This is a genomic window from Moraxella sp. CTOTU48717 (genome assembly GCF_032057165.1).
GTDB classification, from domain to species: Bacteria; Pseudomonadota; Gammaproteobacteria; order Pseudomonadales; family Moraxellaceae; genus Faucicola; species Faucicola tetraodonis.
Genome location: NZ_DAMBBC010000001.1, coordinates 118,316 through 135,809 on the forward strand (window position 1 = coordinate 118,316; position 17,494 = coordinate 135,809).

A 17,494-nucleotide genomic window follows, 5' to 3' on the forward strand; every position below is an offset into this window, starting at 1 on the left:
TCAATCTAGTTTTCTCAAACGTATAATTGCGGTATAAAGTACAACAACTATGCTTGGGTAAAACGGAAGTCAACTTTACGATGTTTGATTTTATATTGAAAAAAAATAAAAAAAATGCGCTAGACTCAATGCATGACAAGCCATCGGGTGTGTTTAATAAACTGGTATTTTATAGCAGTTTATTCGCTGTATTGCTTGCGATTATTGAGACAGGGTTTGATTTTAAAGTTTGGTTGCATGGCGTGGCTTCGACGTTTTATTTAATCGTGCTTGGGCTTAATTTTATTGAGTTATTGAGTCAATATGTGCAAAAAGGTATACGCTCAAAGCTTGTGCTAACGTTTGATTTGTCCATTGCTTTATTAGTCATTGCGCTATTGGTGACACATTTTTTTGCCGATAATAGTTCTTTTTTATACAAATTCCTGTTTGAAAAATCGCTGATAAAAATTGCGTTGTTGGTTTCTTTTATTCGTAAGTTATTGGTGATGGAGTTCAGCTTTAAGATAGTCGTTGCCCATCCTGCCCAGTTGTTTATTTTAAGTTTTCTATTGCTTATTTTGCTCGGCACGTTTTTGCTGATGATGCCAAATGCCACTTATGGTCATATTGCGTTTGTTGATGCTCTATTTACTGCCACGAGTGCGGTGTGTATCACAGGTCTGGCGGTAAAAGATACCGGCGCTTTTTTTACCCCATTGGGTCAAATCATTATCATGTGTTTGTTTCAATTGGGCGGCTTAGGGATTTTGACTTTTGCCACTTATTTTAGCTATTTTTTTCGAGGGCGCATCAGTTATCAGACACAGCTACAGATTGGGCATGTGACCTCAGCCAATCGTATGAGTGATGTGCTAAAGACGCTCAAAGTAATTTTTGCGGTCACGTTTGCGGTGGAGTCCGTGGCAGCCATGGCGATTTATCTCAGTATGCTTGATGTCCCTATGAGTATCCATCGCCGCATCTTTTTTTCGGTTTTTCATGCCATCTCTGCATTTTGTAATGCAGGTTTTTCAACGATGAGTGATAGCTTATATGAGTTACAACTGCGCTTTAATTATCCGTTACAAATGGTTGTGGCGGTGACATTTTTATTTGGGGGGTTGGGGTTTGCGATAGTTGCCAATGTCGTGGAATATTTGCGCCATCAGGTGATGCGCCTGTTGTTTCCTAACCGCTCACGATATGGTGCCAAGCCGTGGCTACTGAGTATCAATAGTCGCATTAGTTTAGTAACGACCTTGTCCTTGCTAGTGCTTGCCTTTGTCAGTGTGCTTGTATTTGAGTGGCAAGGTACCTTAACTGAGCATACCAGTGTCATAGGCAAACTTGTGACAGGGTTTTTTGTGGCAGCTGCACCGCGCTCATCAGGAATCAACGTGGTAGACATGGCACAGCTAGCGCCACCGACTGTGATGCTTACCATTGCATTGATGTGGGTCGGGGCAGCCCCAAACTCTACAGGCGGTGGTATCAAAACCACGACTTTTGCGGTCGCTGTGCTCAATATTGTGTCACTGGCACGCGGCTATTCTCGTATCGAAGTATTTCGTCGTGAAATTGCGGATATCTCAGTGAAGCGGGCATTTGCGATTATCTGTTTGTCAGTGATTATCATTGCGTTTGGTTGTACGTTAATACGCTGGGCAGAGCCCGACATGAGTATGACAGAAGTGTTATTTGAAAGTGTTTCTGCTTACACCACCACAGGATTAAGCTTAGGTATCACCCCGCATTTAAGTGCATTTAGTAAATCCGTACTGATTGGGCTGATGTTTTGTGGACGGGTTGGGGCATTGACCATCTTAATTGCCTTATTAAATCGCCCAAGGCATCAAAGCTATCGCTATCCTAGCGAAGAGATTATTATCACCTAAAGATAAATTGATAAGGTATAGATATGAAATACATCATCGTCGGTCTAGGCAATTTTGGCTCATCACTTGCCACCAAACTCACCAGTCAAGGACATGAGGTCATTGGTATTGATATCGACATGGATAAAGTTGAGCGCTACAAAGAATCCATTTCGCACACGATTTGTATCGATTCTACCAGTGAAAATGCCGTCTCGGGGTTACCCATTGCCCAGACAGATGTGGTACTCATTACCATTGGCGAAGACCAAGGGCAAAACGTGATGGTCACTGCGCTATTCAAAAATCTCAATGCCAAATATATCATTAGCCGAGCCATTAACCCACTGCACGAAAAAGTGCTACAAGCATTGGGGGTTGATGACATCATCCAGCCCGAAAACGAGGCGGCAACCCACTGGGCAAAGAAACTGTCGCTAACTGGCTTAATTGATTCATTTGAACTCGATAACGATTATAGTATCGTTCAAATACAGACACCGCCTACATTTTACGGTAAAACAGTTCACGCCCTTGATTTAATCAATCAATTTAATGTGATGCTATTAACCACCATTTCATTTCACCAAAACCAATTTGGTTTTGGTCGAAATCAAACTAAATCCAAAATCGATGGCATTGTGCATCCAGATTTTGTCATTGAGCCTGATACGGTTTTAGTATTATTTGGGGAAACCAATGACTTAAGACGGCTGTTCAAGTATATGCACGCATCCCAGAATTCATAACAATAGCTCATCAAAGCATCTAGTCGTTGTGGCTAATTTTTTGATTGTCGCTAGGCTTCTTGTGTTTTAACCACGGCTTGTGACCTTGTAAGCCGTAAGCCAAAATTTTCGGTCATAAAATGGTCACGTTTTAGTCACAAGCGTTTGATCACATTAGTTTTACTTAAATATTAGAAATAGATATCTTTTTAACTTAACAATCAAAATCAATTTTCCTAATCACATCAATATAAAAATGTATAAAATAATATATTTCTTAAAATCAATAACTTAGTATAAAATTTAAGCCAAAAAAAACCTCAAATCAGGGGAGATTTGAGGGATAAAACTTTAAAAATTTCGTTTTTAGTTCCACTAAAATAAGTGGCGCAGCGGACGGGACTCGAACCCGCGACCCCCGGCGTGACAGGCCGGTATTCTAACCAACTGAACTACCACTGCACGGTAGCTGATGACGACGACCCAAACTTGTCAAATTGGTGGGTCGTGACGGATTCGAACCGCCGACATTCTGCGTGTAAGGCAGACGCTCTACCAACTGAGCTAACGACCCTGATAGGCAATTTATAAGCCAATCAAGTTGCTTCAATATCATCGAAGTGACGCGTATTATATAGACTTGTGATGGATTGTCAACTAGTTATTTAAAGATTTTTTCGATATCTTTTTGCAAGCTTGGCATCGCTTTTTCAAATTGGCTTGTGTCACCTATCAAGGTCGGCATCATCACCTGCACAAACTCACTGGAAACTTGCGATTGTTTACTTAAAATGCGTTGTCCCATTGGGGTCTCATAAAATTGGTTGAGGGCATCGACCTCAGCTTGGGTATAGGTTCTTTTGGCAATCGCTTGATAAGTTTGTTGCAGTTGCTGTTTAGAGATGGGTTGGTCTAATTGCTGTCCTAAGACGGTGCTATATTTAACAAAGATATTTTTAAGCTGTTTTTGCGCATGACGGCTAAAAATACCCGCATTTTCATCTGTAGGCAATTCTTGAGGTAGCCCTTTCATCATACTGGCCGCTTGCTGACGTTGGGCAATCATTTCATCAATCATTTTATCGATATGTAGCACCTTGATAAGCTTGTCAAGCGATGCATCCGTGGGCTGGGTTTGCAATTCGTTGATAGTCGTAACTGGTGGTTGAGCACTAACTGGGTTGTTCTGAATGATTAATTCGGCGTAAGCAGGATGAACCAGCATAGTCATGCTAGATGATACCAATAAGGCTAGCCCTGCTAACTTTTTAGCGGTTAATGACCATAATAGGCGTAACGGTTTGTTGGATTTTATAGAGGGATATTTATGACGCATTTTTCTGCCTACTCGATATCACATTGGGGAATGTTATTACTTTGAAAACGTAATGCTTTACGCATCTGTGCGGCTTTTTGGCGGCATTCTTGCGGGCTATCTTTGATTTCAAGGGGTGGTACACGGGTGGGCTTGCCATATTTATCCACCGCTACCATGGTGAAATAACAACTATTGGTATGGCGTATCGTACGGTTTTGGATATTTTCTGCCTGCACTCGAATGCCTACTTCCATCGAAGTTTTGCCCACATAATTGACGCTTGCCAAAAAGGTGACTAACTCCCCTACATGAATCGGCTCACGAAAAATCACTTGATCCACCGATAGCGTCACCACGTAACCACCACTATAGCGACTGGCACAAGCATAAGCCACTTGGTCAAGCATCTTTAATAAATCGCCGCCATGCACATTGCCAGTGAAGTTTGCCAAATCAGGCGTCATCAGTACAGACATGGTAAGTTCGTTTTGTAAAGGGGCAACTTGCAAATTTTGATTTGATTCAATGGCGTTGGGCACAATGACGATCCTTCTTAATTTATATAACAACTATCATAAAAAATTATCAACCTCGGCATCTCAGATGTGAACTAACATAGCTGTAAATCAATGCTGTGAGCCAACTTGACCCATAGAGTGATGCCTTAATCGCTAAAGTAGCAAATTCGCCTTATCATCACAATAGCCAATCAGTAACTGACTGACTACTAGCCGCAATCTGGTCAAAAATAAAAAATCCGAATATTTTTGATATAGGGCTTGACAGTCACGGTTAATTTGCTACAATACGCACCACTTAAACACTGCGATGGTTTTTGCAAGTTTAACAAAAAATTCTACCGCTTATTCTCCAATAGCTCAGTCGGTAGAGCAATGGACTGTTAATCCATGTGTCCCTGGTTCGAGCCCAGGTTGGAGAGCCATATTAAGAAGACCTTTAACATTGCTTGTTAAAGGTCTTTTTTTATCTAGCATTATTGCTATAAATCATTTTGCATCATGAACTTTATTAATATTTTTTGCTAAAAAATGCTTGACTCATTTTTTAAATCTCAGTAATATACGCACCACTTGATTATCTGTTCTCCAATAGCTCAGTCGGTAGAGCAATGGACTGTTAATCCATGTGTCCCTGGTTCGAGCCCAGGTTGGAGAGCCAATCAAGCCAAATTCTGTTGTATATTTTGAACCCGTTCCCTTGTGAATGGGTTTTTTTATGAGCAAAGTTTAACAATTTGCTGTTTACTACGCCTTTGTTTGATACCCTATTATCTCACTTGCTAAAGTACTACTAGTATTACTATAAGATACTATTGATAAGATACTACTTATGACGCTGTCGTTTTCCCCTACCCAATCTCAATTTTTGACCCTACAACAAGCGATTAATAAAGACCGCATCACCCAGCTAGTGAGCGATCAGCAGCAAGGTAAACTGTCATCAGATGATAAATCTTACTATGAAAGCTTAATCACCCAATTTATCGAGCTAATCAAGCTGCCTGATAGCGCGCATTTGGCCATGCAGCTTTTACCAGAATTCAAAATCACCGTGCCAGCCTTGCTTGATGGCATGGCTTATCGCGCCGTGGCTGATAAAAACCCGAAAGCGTGTGTGTTTGCGGCATATATGATTGACCAATCGCTGTTGCAGCGCGATATGACGCCCCTGTTCAATGTGATTATTGAATTCGGTACGCCTGAGCTGTGGGTTGAATTGGTAAAAAAAGTGAATAATGCCCCTGCCGATCGCATCGTTGAGAAGGTTTATCAATGTGATAAATCGGTACAGACCTATTGGGAACAACAAATTTTGTAAAGAAAATTGGCTTGATGGTCGCATCGAGCGTTAAGCTAATCCAACATTTGGCTAAGATTTTTGTAGGAATTTTACGTTTGCCTTGCTTGTTTCTCGCCAATGAAATAATTACACTAGGTTAAAGATATCTAATTGCGCTAAATTTTCCGTCTAATTGATAATTTGGTTATATCTAGCTTGATTGCTAAAAATTGATCACACGCGAGGCATGCAAATGATTACTAAAATCAAAAAAAATCAACAAGTCATGGTTCCTATCCATATCAAAATTACTGAAGAAATGCGGGATTTGTTGACCCAAGTCGCCAAAAGCCATGGGTTTCCACGTATTCAAGGCTTGATCCGCTTATATATTCGCCGGGGACTCGATGCCGAGAATGTCGGCTACTCACTTGCCAAAGACAGCCGTTTTATCGAAAAGCTGAAGCGTCAAGGGGTGTCCGATGAGGTGATTTTTGAAGCGATTGAAGAGACAGCCAATGAGCCAGAAGCCAAAGCAAACGATACGGCAAAACCTTAGGCATTTTTAGCCCCATAAAAAAACCCAAAACGCATATGTTTTGGGTTTTTTACGATTCATCAACGCTTTTATACGCTTATACAGTGGGATGATGCTCAATAGGCGGTAATGGCTGACCATTGAGCGCTGCGTCCAAGCGCTGTTTGTCTAGCGCATTTTCCCAACGTGACACGACAATCGTCGCACAGGCATTACCCGTTAGGTTGGTCAATGCACGGCACTCTGACATAAAGCGGTCAATCCCTAAGATAAGCGCCATACCTTCGATGGGCACAGTTGGCACCACCGCCAAAGTCGCTGCCAAGGTGATAAAACCAGCGCCCGTGATACCTGCCGCGCCTTTTGAGCTTAACATTGCGACCAATAATAACGTAATCTCTTGGGTCAATGTCAAATCAATATTACAGGCTTGCGCGATGAATAACGCTGCCATGGTCATATAAATGTTGGTACCATCTAGGTTAAATGAATACCCTGTTGGAATCACCAAACCGACCACTGATTTTTCGCAGCCTGCGCGTTCAAGTTTTTGCATCAAGGTTGGTAGTGCCGCTTCTGATGAACTAGTCCCTAACACCAATAGCAATTCATCTTTGATGTATTTAATCATCTTGATGATTGAAAAGCCGTTGTAACGTGCCACAGCACCGAGCACCACCAGCACAAATAGCAATGAAGTGATATAAAAACAGGCTATCAAAAAGGCTAAGTTACCCAGTGAGTGCACGCCATACTTACCAATGGTAAATGCCATCGCACCAAACGCCCCAATTGGCGCAGCTTTCATCAAGATTTCAACCGCTTTAAACACAGGCGCAGATAACTCTTGAAAGAAGTTTAACACGGGACGAGCACGATCACCCACGGATGCTAACGAAATACCAAACAGTACTGAAACAAATAACACTTGCAGGATATTCCCTTCCGTCAGTGGACTTACCATGGTTTCCGGAATGATATTCATCAAAAAACCGGTAATGGTACTATCGTGCGCTTTGCTAACATACTCAGACACTTTAGCCGCATCTTTCCCTGTTGCCAGTGTGGCTGGATCGATATTGAGGCCCGCACCAGGTTGCAACACATTGGCAACCACAAGACCGATGATCAATGCCAAAGTTGAAAAGGTAATAAAGTAGATCATCGCTTTACCAGCAACACGACCGACTCGCTTCATATTGCTCATACCAGCAATACCCGTCACCACTGTCAAGAAAATAACGGGGGCGATAATCATTTTAACCAATTTAATAAATGCATCACCCAGTGGTTTCATTGCCTCACCCACTTCTGGGGCAAATACACCAAGCAAGATACCCAGTACAATGGCAATAATCACTTGTACATACAGAATTTGGTACCATTTACGGGGTTTGGGTAGTTCCACGAGTGTCGTGGTATCGATAGGTATCATGACAGATACACTCCTTTATCTGACGAACCCTAAAACTGAGATAAGGTTACATTTGCGATAAAAATTGTGGAACAAATTTAGCCAAATAGTCGCACAACCTTTAGAATTTTATCAGCAATCATTAGAAAATCTAATGGATTGCAGTGCTGCGTATATTAACAATGTGATAACGTATCAGCAAGGTAATTTTCAACATTATTGTTAAGTTGCAATAGGTCACATGGAGGCACTAAAACAATCCGTTGTATCAATATTTTTAGAGGCAGGATTGGTGGGTTTTTGAGCGTTTTTCGCTTCAATACTTTGCTTAAAATCAGCGCATGGTATGAGGCCAAGGTATTCAGTATAGTTATCTAACTTTCTATTTAGCTTTCTTTCGCTAATATTTTTTGCATTAACGTAAAAAAGTGCTTGCATTGTTATTTCACTTGTATATAATAGCCACCACAATTTGGAAGCTTGGCAGAGCGGTTGAATGCACCGGTCTTGAAAACCGGCAAGGGTGCGAGCCCTTCGAGAGTTCGAATCTCTCAGCTTCCGCCATATTAAAAAAACCCCTGACTTAATTAAGTTTTGGGGTTTTTTATTGCCTAAGATTTATCCCTATGAATATCATTCTTTTACCGCAAAATACCTCATCGACCGCTATTATTGATGATAAAACGAGTGTGATGCATTTAAAACAGGTGCTTAAAGTGACATTGGGCGATACGGTGAAAGTCGGTATCAAAAATGGTCATTTAGGCACAGCGGTTGTGAGCAATATCTACGATTCAAGTATCGAATTATCGCAAATCCACTGTACTATTGCGCCACCTGCCAAACTGCCACTGACTGTTATTTTGGCAATTCCCCGCCCCAAGGTATTGCGTCGTCTATTTTTGGACATGACGGCGATGGGCGCCCAGCATATTATCTTGGTCAATAGTTACCGTAGTGAAAAAAGCTACTGGCAAACCCCATTTTTAACTCAGCTCGATAACTATATCCATGAAGGCTTACAACAAGCCTGTGATACCGTAAGCCCGACCGTGAGCCTCAAAAAACGCTTAAAACCCTTTGTTGAAGATGAACTACCTGCTTTAATCGCAGGTAAACAGGCGATTTTGGCACATCCTTATGCCAATGAGCAGTTTACCCAAGTGTGGGACAATGCCCTGCCACATGTGCTAGTGATTGGGGCTGAAGGCGGCTGGATCGATTATGAAGTCGAATTATTCAAAACCGCTGGCTGCCAAGTGGCGCATATTGGCAATCGCATCTTACGCACTGAGAATGCCGTGAGTGTGCTCTGCGGTCATGCACTGTTAACTAGCCAATAAAAACAGCCCTATATTGCCGTCAGATAACCTGCTATCGCCAAAGTTAAGCGGACTCAAGTCTGAAAAATCATTACAACATCATAACAATTTTGTCTTGGGATTGATTTTGCATAAGGGTGTATGATATTTCCTGCTTCATGTCATAACGATAAAATTAAATAATATTGCATAACTAAACAACATGACTAGATAATATAACGAGATAAAAAGGAAAGCTCATGAAAGCGAGTGATATCTTAGATAACGCGACGTTTATGCCTTTTACTGCCCCACCTTGTTCGAATGGTCCTTACGAATTTTTTGACCGCGAATACTTTATTATCACCTACCGCACTGATCCCGAAAAACTGCGCGCTATTGTACCTGAGCCACTCCAAATCACTGATGACGCGCTAGTGAGTTACGAGTTTATCCGCATGCCTAACAGCACAGGTTTTGGCAACTATACCGAATCGGGACAAGTGATTGAAGTGATTGATGCCGAAGGCCGTCATGCCAATTATACCCATTGTATGTTTTTAGATGACTTTGGACCTACCGCGGGCGGGCGTGAGCTGTGGGGTTTTCCAAAAAAAATGGCGTCACCTGTATTAACCGTCGACAACACCGACACCCTACTTGGCACCCTCGACTATGGTAGTGTGCGTGTGGCCACAGGCACTATGGCGTATAAATATGATGAACTGGACAAAGCCACCGTCAAAGCCAATATGGAAAAAACCCCCAATTATTTGTTAAAACTTATTCCCCATGTCGATGGCACGCCGCGTATTTGCGAGTTAGTGCGTTATTATTTGACCGATGTAGAAGTTAAAGCAGCCTATACAGGACCTGCTACCTTACAGTTATTTGACCATGTGATGGCACCCGTGTCAAAATTACCTGTGCTAGAAATCGTCAAAACCTCTCATATTATTGCTAATCTCACCCTGGCGTTGGGAGAAGTAGCGGTAGACTACATTGCCGATGCGCAAGCCCGTCCCGATAGTAACTTTCAATAATTAATTTTCAATAAGTAAAACCGTCATAATAAAACCACTTTGTCATAAAAAATTAAGGAGAAAATCATGGCTACTCAACTCACTACTGATTTAACCGGTAAAGTCGCACTCGTCACTGGCTCTGCAAGTGGTATCGGTCGCGATATCGCAGAAACCTATGCCAAAGCAGGCGCTGCGGTAGGTATTGCAGATATCAACCCAGATGCGGCGCAAGCAACCGTGGATGCAATTAAATCCGCAGGCGGCAAAGCGGTTGCCATTGTAATGGATGTGACCAATGAAGATGCGGTAAATGCTGGCGTGGATAAACTGGTACAAGAATTTGGGGATATTGATATTTTAGTGTCCAATGCCGGTATCCAAATCATCAACCCCATCGACCAATTTAGCTACGCTGATTGGAAAAAAATGATTGGCATCCATCTAGACGGTGCTTTTTTGACTACCAAAGCGGCACTTAAATACATGTATCAAAATGATAAAGTAGGTACAGTTATTTATATGGGCTCAGTACACTCGCATGAAGCCTCAGCCCTAAAAGCGCCGTACGTCTCTGCCAAACACGCGCTATTAGGTCTAGCCCGCGTATTGGCTAAAGAAGGCGCAGCCCACAACGTGCGCTCATATGTGGTATGTCCAGGCTTTGTCAAAACCCCACTGGTTGAAAAACAAATCCCAGAACAAGCCAAAGAAAAAGGCATTTCTGAAGAAGAAGTGGTGAAAAACGTGATGCTAGGTCAAACCGTTGACGGTGAATTTACCACAACCGATGATATCGCTCAATTAACCTTATTTTTAACGGCTTTCCCAACCAATGCGATGACGGGTCAATCATTTATTGCAAGTCACGGCTGGTTTATGAAATAGCTGAATGCTGTCCTATAAAACCAAAGTACAAGAAAATCTGAAGTACAAAAATAAATTACAAAACTGACTGATAAAAAAGGACTAGCTAAGCTAGTCCTTTTTATTTTTGCATTTGCAATCTATATAAATGGTTAATTCATAAGTTACAGATCGTCAATGAGCTTTCGACCATCACTCGCCACAGGTTCATGGTCAATTTTTTGAATCTCTGATTTTATAAGCTGTTCCTTATTATCAGCGATACATTGCATGATCATGGCAAGTTGTTGCTTGGTCGCATCTTGATATTTTTCTGCTAAGATTTGCCCGACGTGACCGGCAGTTTGGGCGGCTTTTGGGTTGGCAAGCCAGCGAGCCAGTTGCTGCGTTAATTCATCACTACCATTGACTTGCACCAATGCACCGGCTTGTTTTAACTGATCTACAATCAGTTGGCAAGATTGGGTATACTGCCCCATAATAATTGGCTTGCCGACAATGGCTGCTTCAATCGGATTATGCCCCCCGATATTGACCAAAGACCCACCGACAATGGCAATGTCTGAAAGAGCATACCACACGCCAAGTTCACCCATACTATCTGCCAGATAGACGCTCTCGTTTTTGGCAGGTTCGCCATCTTGGCTACGACGAATCACCGGCAAATTTTTGGAATCAATCAATTTGGCGACATCATCAAAACGCTCGGGATGACGTGGTACGATAATGAGTAGCGGATGACGGTTGGCATACTGGGCTTTCACGGTTAAAAAACTGTCTAAAATTGCCAATTCTTCGCCTTCATGGGTGCTGGCTGCCAAAATCACGGCGCGATCTGGCAAGTTCCAACTTTCTCGTAACTTTTCGGCACGGCTTAGCATCAACGGGTTGGTTTTACTAGACCATTTAAGCGAGCTGGCAATGCGGATTTTGTCACTGGTAGCGCCCAATTGGCGAAAGCGTTTGGCAGAATCGCTGTCTTGGGCGATGATAAGGCTTAAATTCTCCATCATACTTTGGCTAAGCTTGGCAGCTTTTTGATATCCCTTAAAAGATTTTTCAGACAAGCGACCATTGACCAAAATCGTGGCAATTTGACGATTGTTCAATTCAGCAAGCGTGGTGCCCCACAATTCAGTCTCGATAAATAACGCGGCGACGGGTTGGACATGGGTCAAAAATTTATCAATCACTGCTTTGCTATCGACCGGTACAAAACTATGGTACGCCTTACCTGCTGCTATCTCAGGCGCAAACAGCTGCTCGACGCGGTTAAAGCCTGTATGGGTGGTATTGGTCACCCACAACGCATAGCCTTGCGCGAGCAAATCTCTTAAAATCGGTTCGGCGGTATTGGTTTCACCGAGGGACACCGCATGACACCAAATTATCGGCTGGCGGGTATGAATCTTTGGAAACACTTGACCAAAGCGTTGCTGCTTTTCATTAGGCAAGGTGGTTTTGCTCGCAAGTTTTAGTTGGTATAGTGGCTTTAACAGCGACATGGCGAGACGATAGTATAACGGTGTGGCTTGCATAACGACTCTTGAAACAACTTAATAAAAAAATGCCGTTATTGTAAAAAACGAGGGCTTAAATAGCAATAAAAACCCTACTTTGTAAGTAGGGTTTTTGAACTTAGAGGTTCGCGAAATTCAAGGCGAACAATTAGGCTTGTTCTGTCCAGCGTTTTTGTGATTCTTTAATCACCGCTTTGGCTTCCTCGATGTCACCCCAACTTTCAACTTTGGTTGTGCCCGCTTTTTTCAAATCTTTATAGTGATTGAAATGGAACTCGATTTGTTTAATCAATTGCTGTGGTAAATCTGCTAGGGTATTGATCGCGTTACCGTTGTTGCGGTCGTCGGCAGGTACCACAACCACTTTGTCATCCACTTCACCATCATCCACGAATTTCATCACGCCAATGACTTTGGCTTCGATAAAAATACCTGTTGGTAGCGGGGTGTCAGTGATAATCAGTGCGTCTAATTCGTCGCCATCTTCATCAAGGGTTTGTGGGATAAAACCATAGTTGGTTGGTTTGGCAAATAATTGTGGCTCTACGCGGTCAAGTTGCATCACGCCAAGTTTACGGTTCCATTCGATTTTGTTGTTTGAACCCGCTGGAATTTCGATAACTACGTTAATCACGCCGCCATCAACATCGCCCGCATCAAGAATTTGGTTAAAATCTGCCATGAGTTTTTCCTTTTTGTTAATAAAGTTGTTTATAAAACTGCTTGTAAAAAAGTAGCCTAAAAGTGGGTTGATTATAGCAAAGTCTGTTGGCTTTCTCTATTTTTTCCCGCCGCAACTTCTAGGAAATTATGAATATCCATAGGCAAGTTTGGAATTAAAAAAATTGGTCGTTTAACATCCTGTGTTAATTAAAATCCACTTACTTTTCAATAAACTTGGCTTTGTCTTTAAACATACATTCGTCAAACACCGGGCATTTGCCACATTCGGGACTTCTAGCTTTACAAGTATAACGCCCATGCAAAATCAAATAATGGTGCGCGTCCAATATATAATCCTGTGGTATGCGTGCGATGAGTTTATCTTCCACTTCTCGCACATTTTTACCCGTTGCCAAGCCTGTTCGATTGCCGACACGAAAAATATGGGTATCCACTGCCATGGTGGGCTGCCCAAAGGCGGTGTTGAGCACCACATTGGCAGTTTTTCGCCCTACCCCCGCTAGGCTTTCAAGCTCGTGGCGGGTTTGCGGTACTTCGCTAGCAAATTTATCCACCAAATCTTGGCAGCATTTCATCACATTTTTGGCTTTGCTATTATATAGCCCAATGGTTTTGATATAGCTTTTTAGCCCGGCTTCACCCAAATCCAAAATTGCTTGCGGGGTATTGGCAACGGCATATAGTTTACGGGTAGCCAGATTGACACTGACATCGGTGGCTTGTGCCGACAGTATGACCGCGATCAACAATTCAAAGTTGCTCTGATATTCCAGTTCCGTCTCTGGTTTTTCAATGGCTGCGGCTAGTTTTTGGAAAAACGGCAACACGTTTTTATTGGGCATACGCCGTGAGGGCGGCGTCTCTGCGGTTTTGGGCACTTGGATTTTTGGTTTGATGTTGGCAACCATTATGCACTCTTTAAGTTATTGCAGTGTCGCAAGTTGCTGCTGCAAGGCTTGCACCAAGGCTTGTTTATTGTCATCTGCGCGTACGGCAAGTTGTTTTTCTAATTTTTTGATTTGGGTGCGTAGTTTTGCCGCTTCAATGGCGTTTTTAGCCGCTGCTGCATCGATATCGACTTTGATATCATTGAGTTTGGCTTGTACCATACTGACCACAGGTTTGGCATTGGTATTGTCATTGACTTGGCGTTCGATACGGTCAAGGTGCGCGTAATAGCGCGCGCGTAATCCGTCTTGTTCGGTTTGCCTTGTCGCGTCATCCATCAACCGTGTGAAGGGCACCAGCTCGATGCAGTCCACTGGACAGGGTGGCAAACACAGCTCACAGCCTGTGCATAGGTCGGTAAAAATGGTGTGCATACGTTTGCCCGAGCCAATAATGGCATCGACAGGACACGCAGGAATACATTTGGTACAGCCAATGCAATCTTCTTCTCGAATGATGGCTCGCATTTCCATCGGACGATTGGTAGCGGGATCGGTTTGCCACTTTGAGGCTTCAGCTGTCAGTGGGATACGCCCAAGCAACTTGCCGATTTGGTCAGTAACTGATTGTCCACCGGGCACGCATTGGTTATGCGATTCGCCCAGTGTGACAATGGCGGTGGCATACGGCAGACAGCCTTCAGGATGACCGCATAGCCCGCATTGGGTTTGCGGCAGGACTTGGTCGATTTGTTGTATTAATCGTTGATGCTCGATACTTAGGCTATTTAGGTTTAAATTATTAAATAGATTGGGTACCTTGAAAACAGGTTGGCAATCAGACATGGCTCAATTTTTATTCACTATAATCATTAATGTGTATTTTACCATAGCTCATGCCTATTTCGCCTATAACCTATCAATACAAATCATCAAGACAAATCATCAAGACAAATCACTTAATCAATCTGTTTTAGATTGGTAATGCTGTTTGACCCATTCGATCAGTTGGTAAGCAATCGTGCCTTTTGGCGGAATGACAGGGCCGTTTTCATCTAAACTATCTACATCAAAAAATTGGGCATCCATCAGCTCATTGTTATCTATGGTGATATCGCCACTTTGGTATTCTGCAATAAAGCCTACCATTAAATTGCTAGGAAAAGGCCACGGTTGGCTGCCAAAATAGCGCAAATTGCTGACAGATAATCCTACCTCTTCCATCACTTCACGATGCACGCATTGCTCTAAGCTCTCACCCACTTCCACAAAACCTGCCAGCACGGTATACATTTTGCTATCGGTCGCCCGTAGATGATGCGCTAACAAAATCTGCGGTTTGTTTGCGGTAGTTTTGATGATGGCGGTGATGATACAAGGCTGCACTCTGGGATATTGGTGATAATGGCAGCTAGGGCAAACGGTGGCATTTTCAATGAGGTGTAACTCCGTGGGCGTACCACAGCGGCTACAAAACTGATGATCTTGACGAAAGCGTAACAACTGCATGGCTTTGGCTAATTGGTTGGTTTGTAGCGCATCAAGGCTGCCAATCAGATGTCGAAAGCGCAAAAACTCAATCTGTCCTGTAATTTCTTCTGGCAATTGTGACAAGTCGATATCTTGATGGGCAACGGCATAAATACTGTTGCCTGCCTCATCTGTGTCCACTTTAACGGCCTGAGCGGGCACGTCCTCACAACGATAAAAAAAAGGAAGTCCGCCTATACAGGCGAACATATCGTTATCACATATAAGTAAATCATGGTGTAATGCGGTCATATTGGTTACCAAATTACTTTAAGCCACAAGCATGTGTTGTAAGCTGCGATAGCCGACATACATTGCATGGTTGCCTGCGGGTTTGTTCGTTTCAAGACTTTCTAGATAATAATCTGCTGACATCACAATATCGGCAATTTTAGCAAGCTCATGCTCTGACAACTCGCGACCGTGTTGCTCGATTAAGTTTTGTAGCACTGTAGCAGCGTGTTTGAGCAGTTGGCTTTGTCGAGGTAAGTTTAAAAATAAGCAAGCACCCGAGATAGCGCGCATCATATCAGGCACAGGCGTGATATGTAGAATATCTTTGTCGGCGTCATTTAGATAATCATTGAGCGCAGTTTCAATGGTGGCAATCGCGGTACGGCTTTCTTGGACTAGCGTGTTGTGAGCCGTTTCGATTTGATGTAGCGAAATAGTCTGGTTGTACACGGGCAATGTCACCGCACCTGGGGTATGTGATTTTGCCAGGTTAATCGCCGCATTTTCCGCCATCATTAAAGTGCCAAGCAAGCCATCAAAATCATTAGGCGTTGGCTGCGTCCAAGTTTTTACTTTGCCAGTTTGTTGATTCAGTGCCGCACTAACCTCATTTAAATTTAAGGTTTTAAACACATTACTTAAATCATGCAAACGCTGGGCCATGCTATCAATCTCATCTGTACTTGAATTGAGATTAACTTGGCGGGCATAACTGTCACTGGCAGATTTAATCAAATCGATTTCTTGCTGGATGAGCTGGTTAAGCGTACTGGTCGCTTCACAGTCAGGTCCAAATAAGAAGCGACGCATGGCTGTTAACTGGGTTTCGTTTAAGGTATTGGCCGAGAATTTGCGCTGAACTTGCAGGGCAAGCTGGCTATCTCTTGAGCTGGCAAACTGCACCAAATCAGCAAAACGAGAATCATTGACAGGCAGATAGTCATTAAATTGTTGTTCAACAAAAATCAGCGCGCGCTTTTGCAAGTTACTAAGCGGTAATACCTCTGCCAAATCTGATACCGCCGCATCAGCGGCATGCCAAAACAAACTATCGGTACGTTTTGAAACCATTTCACACGCAGCTTGCATGGCTTTGAGTTTTCCTCGCTCTTTTGGCGATAATTGATTGCTTTGTGCGGTGAGCGCCACGCTCAGACCTGCGCGATAAGCTTCCACTAATTTTTTTGGGTCAATGCCGAGTGATTTTAACGGTTGGTAATTTTGTTCCGGGTTGGCAATCGCGATGCTGCTGTTTTTGTGGCCAGTTAACGCTGATAGCTGCAGCGCTGGCTGATTCAAATCGCTGTGAAGTTGATTGATAATCGGCAACAACAACGAAGGTTCAATGGTCTCTTTAAGTAATACAAACTCGATATAACGCGCCAATGTCATGATGCCTTCTGACACATCCATTATCATATCATTGCTGGCTTTGTCACGGTTGGCTTGGTCACGCTCGTCATAGAGTTTTTGCAGTCCTGCCGATAGACTATTGGCAAGTTCATACCCTTCCTCTAATTGAATCAACCGCAGTACTTTTGCCAATTGCGCCAAGGTATCCACGGAATCAAGTAGCAAAGGCGCTTGACTACTGTCGTCATTAAACTCACTTAAATGCATCTCGGCATCGTGTAGCGTCACGGCAATCTCAGGTCTTAATAAATGCAATGAAGGCAAATCAAAATTGGTGGCCGTTAGTTTTTGTGAGTTAGGACTTGGCAGACTCATGTTTTTTTATCCAAAATGACTTTAAGTTGATAAAGGTAAAATGACAGCTACGCTTATTGCTGATTAT

17 protein-coding genes and 5 tRNA genes are annotated in these 17,494 nt (G+C 42.9%); 10 read left to right on the forward strand and 12 right to left on the reverse strand.

Features of this window, described 5'->3' with window-relative positions; genetic code table 11:
* The first annotated feature begins 95 nt into the window (after positions 1-95).
* Both RT084_RS00600 and RT084_RS00605 read left to right on the forward strand, forming a co-directional pair.
* Positions 96-1,877, forward strand: a complete 1,782-nt coding sequence (locus RT084_RS00600; protein ID WP_313097133.1) for a TrkH family potassium uptake protein — start codon at positions 96-98, stop codon at positions 1,875-1,877.
* 23 nt (positions 1,878-1,900) lie between these two features.
* Complete coding sequence (locus tag RT084_RS00605) at positions 1,901-2,605, forward strand: potassium channel family protein (RefSeq protein ID WP_135889249.1); 705 nt, start codon at positions 1,901-1,903, stop codon at positions 2,603-2,605.
* A 364-nt stretch (positions 2,606-2,969) separates the two neighbouring features.
* On the opposite strand, the gene RT084_RS00610 is transcribed toward RT084_RS00605, so the two are convergent.
* The 4 genes from RT084_RS00610 to RT084_RS00625 form a co-directional block, all read right to left on the reverse strand.
* Positions 2,970-3,046, reverse strand: a tRNA-Asp gene (locus RT084_RS00610).
* 36 nt (positions 3,047-3,082) lie between these two features.
* Positions 3,083-3,158, reverse strand: a tRNA-Val gene (locus tag RT084_RS00615).
* A gap of 87 nt (positions 3,159-3,245) precedes the next feature.
* Positions 3,246-3,920, reverse strand: a complete 675-nt coding sequence (locus RT084_RS00620) for a DUF2059 domain-containing protein (RefSeq protein ID WP_312384471.1) — start codon at positions 3,918-3,920, stop codon at positions 3,246-3,248.
* Positions 3,921-3,928: 8 nt separating this feature from the next.
* Positions 3,929-4,378, reverse strand: coding sequence for an acyl-CoA thioesterase (locus tag RT084_RS00625; RefSeq protein ID WP_188875133.1), 450 nt, complete (start codon positions 4,376-4,378; stop codon positions 3,929-3,931).
* A gap of 391 nt (positions 4,379-4,769) precedes the next feature.
* Between RT084_RS00625 and RT084_RS00630 the strand changes: the two genes are divergently transcribed.
* The 4 genes from RT084_RS00630 to RT084_RS00645 all read left to right on the forward strand — a co-directional run bounded on the left by RT084_RS00630 (position 4,770) and on the right by RT084_RS00645 (position 6,261).
* Positions 4,770-4,845 (forward strand) — tRNA-Asn (locus tag RT084_RS00630).
* A 160-nt stretch (positions 4,846-5,005) separates the two neighbouring features.
* Positions 5,006-5,081 (forward strand) — tRNA-Asn (locus tag RT084_RS00635).
* Positions 5,082-5,252: 171 nt separating this feature from the next.
* Positions 5,253-5,741 carry a hypothetical protein gene (locus RT084_RS00640; RefSeq protein WP_312384468.1) on the forward strand — a complete coding sequence of 163 codons (489 nt, stop codon included), beginning with the start codon at positions 5,253-5,255 and terminating at the stop codon, positions 5,739-5,741.
* A gap of 214 nt (positions 5,742-5,955) precedes the next feature.
* On the forward strand, positions 5,956-6,261 hold the full coding sequence (locus RT084_RS00645) for a CopG family transcriptional regulator (protein WP_138019031.1): 306 nt from the start codon (positions 5,956-5,958) through the stop codon (positions 6,259-6,261).
* 76 nt (positions 6,262-6,337) lie between these two features.
* Here RT084_RS00645 and RT084_RS00650 read toward each other — a convergent pair whose 3' ends face one another.
* On the reverse strand, positions 6,338-7,675 hold the full coding sequence (locus RT084_RS00650) for a dicarboxylate/amino acid:cation symporter (RefSeq protein WP_313097140.1): 1,338 nt from the start codon (positions 7,673-7,675) through the stop codon (positions 6,338-6,340).
* A 216-nt stretch (positions 7,676-7,891) separates the two neighbouring features.
* Complete coding sequence (locus tag RT084_RS00655) at positions 7,892-8,092, reverse strand: hypothetical protein (RefSeq protein ID WP_312384463.1); 201 nt, start codon at positions 8,090-8,092, stop codon at positions 7,892-7,894.
* Positions 8,093-8,128: 36 nt separating this feature from the next.
* Here RT084_RS00655 and RT084_RS00660 point away from each other — a divergent pair.
* From RT084_RS00660 to RT084_RS00675, 4 genes are all read left to right on the forward strand, one after another.
* A tRNA-Ser gene (locus RT084_RS00660) sits at positions 8,129-8,218 on the forward strand.
* Between the two features lie 62 nt (positions 8,219-8,280).
* Positions 8,281-8,997: a 16S rRNA (uracil(1498)-N(3))-methyltransferase gene (locus RT084_RS00665; protein ID WP_312384461.1), complete on the forward strand. Its 717-nt coding sequence runs from the start codon at positions 8,281-8,283 to the stop codon at positions 8,995-8,997.
* A gap of 218 nt (positions 8,998-9,215) precedes the next feature.
* The gene (locus tag RT084_RS00670) at positions 9,216-9,998 is read left to right on the forward strand and encodes an acetoacetate decarboxylase (RefSeq protein ID WP_060994805.1); all 783 of its coding nucleotides are present in this window, start codon (positions 9,216-9,218) and stop codon (positions 9,996-9,998) included.
* Between the two features lie 66 nt (positions 9,999-10,064).
* Positions 10,065-10,865 carry a 3-hydroxybutyrate dehydrogenase gene (locus RT084_RS00675; RefSeq protein ID WP_007116321.1) on the forward strand — a complete coding sequence of 267 codons (801 nt, stop codon included), beginning with the start codon at positions 10,065-10,067 and terminating at the stop codon, positions 10,863-10,865.
* Between the two features lie 143 nt (positions 10,866-11,008).
* Here the strand turns inward: RT084_RS00675 and RT084_RS00680 are convergent, their stop codons facing one another.
* The 6 genes from RT084_RS00680 to RT084_RS00705 all read right to left on the reverse strand — a co-directional run bounded on the left by RT084_RS00680 (position 11,009) and on the right by RT084_RS00705 (position 17,427).
* A complete protein-coding gene (locus RT084_RS00680) occupies positions 11,009-12,382 on the reverse strand; it encodes a 3-deoxy-D-manno-octulosonic acid transferase (RefSeq protein WP_312384458.1) in 1,374 nt (457 codons plus the stop codon).
* 130 nt (positions 12,383-12,512) lie between these two features.
* Positions 12,513-13,046, reverse strand: coding sequence for an inorganic diphosphatase (locus tag RT084_RS00685; RefSeq protein WP_060994803.1), 534 nt, complete (start codon positions 13,044-13,046; stop codon positions 12,513-12,515).
* Between the two features lie 199 nt (positions 13,047-13,245).
* The gene (nth, locus tag RT084_RS00690) at positions 13,246-13,890 is read right to left on the reverse strand and encodes an endonuclease III (protein ID WP_076774650.1); all 645 of its coding nucleotides are present in this window, start codon (positions 13,888-13,890) and stop codon (positions 13,246-13,248) included.
* An 81-nt stretch (positions 13,891-13,971) separates the two neighbouring features.
* A complete protein-coding gene (locus RT084_RS00695; RefSeq protein WP_312384455.1) occupies positions 13,972-14,781 on the reverse strand; it encodes an RnfABCDGE type electron transport complex subunit B in 810 nt (269 codons plus the stop codon).
* A gap of 117 nt (positions 14,782-14,898) precedes the next feature.
* A complete protein-coding gene (nudC, locus tag RT084_RS00700; protein ID WP_312384453.1) occupies positions 14,899-15,717 on the reverse strand; it encodes an NAD(+) diphosphatase in 819 nt (272 codons plus the stop codon).
* Positions 15,718-15,735: 18 nt separating this feature from the next.
* Positions 15,736-17,427, reverse strand: a complete 1,692-nt coding sequence (locus RT084_RS00705; RefSeq protein WP_312384450.1) for a hypothetical protein — start codon at positions 17,425-17,427, stop codon at positions 15,736-15,738.
* Positions 17,428-17,494 lie beyond the last annotated feature (67 nt).